Origin of the sequence: Mammaliicoccus sp. A-M4, assembly GCF_022386955.1 — a bacterium.
Classification (GTDB): Bacteria; Bacillota; Bacilli; order Staphylococcales; family Staphylococcaceae; genus Mammaliicoccus; species Mammaliicoccus lentus.
This window is the reverse complement of record NZ_JAJNHH010000039.1, coordinates 1-421: the sequence shown is the minus strand read 5'-3', so window position 1 is coordinate 421 and position 421 is coordinate 1. Positions and strand designations below refer to the sequence as shown.

Below are 421 nucleotides of genomic sequence, written 5' to 3'. Positions count from 1 at the left end.
AGTCAAGTCCAGACTCCTGTGTAAAATGCTATACAATGTTTTTACCATTTCTACTTATCAAAATTGATGTATTTTCTTGAAGAATAAATCCATTCATCATGTAGGTCCATAAGAACGGCTCCAATTAAGCGATTGGCTGATGTTTGATTGGGGAAGATGCGAATAATCTTTTCTCTTCTGCGTACTTCTTGATTCAGTCGTTCAATTAGATTGGTACTCTTTAGTCGATTGTGGGAATTTCCTTGTACGGTATATTGAAAGGCGTCTTCGAATCCATCATCCAATGATGCGCAAGCTTTTGAATATTTTGGTTGATCGATATAATCATGAATCAATCGATTTTTAGCCTCACGCGCTAAGTTAATATCTGTGAACTTAAAAATTCCTTTAACAGCTTCTCTGAAAGATTTTGAATTTTTTT

At 34.7% G+C, this 421-nt stretch carries 1 protein-coding gene; it reads right to left on the bottom strand.

What is annotated here, in order from left to right; translation table 11 throughout:
* Positions 1 to 50 precede the first annotated feature (50 nt).
* Positions 51 to 421 (bottom strand): IS256 family transposase (locus LQ682_RS14055; RefSeq protein WP_002505742.1); only part of this gene is annotated, 371 nt, incomplete at its 5' end.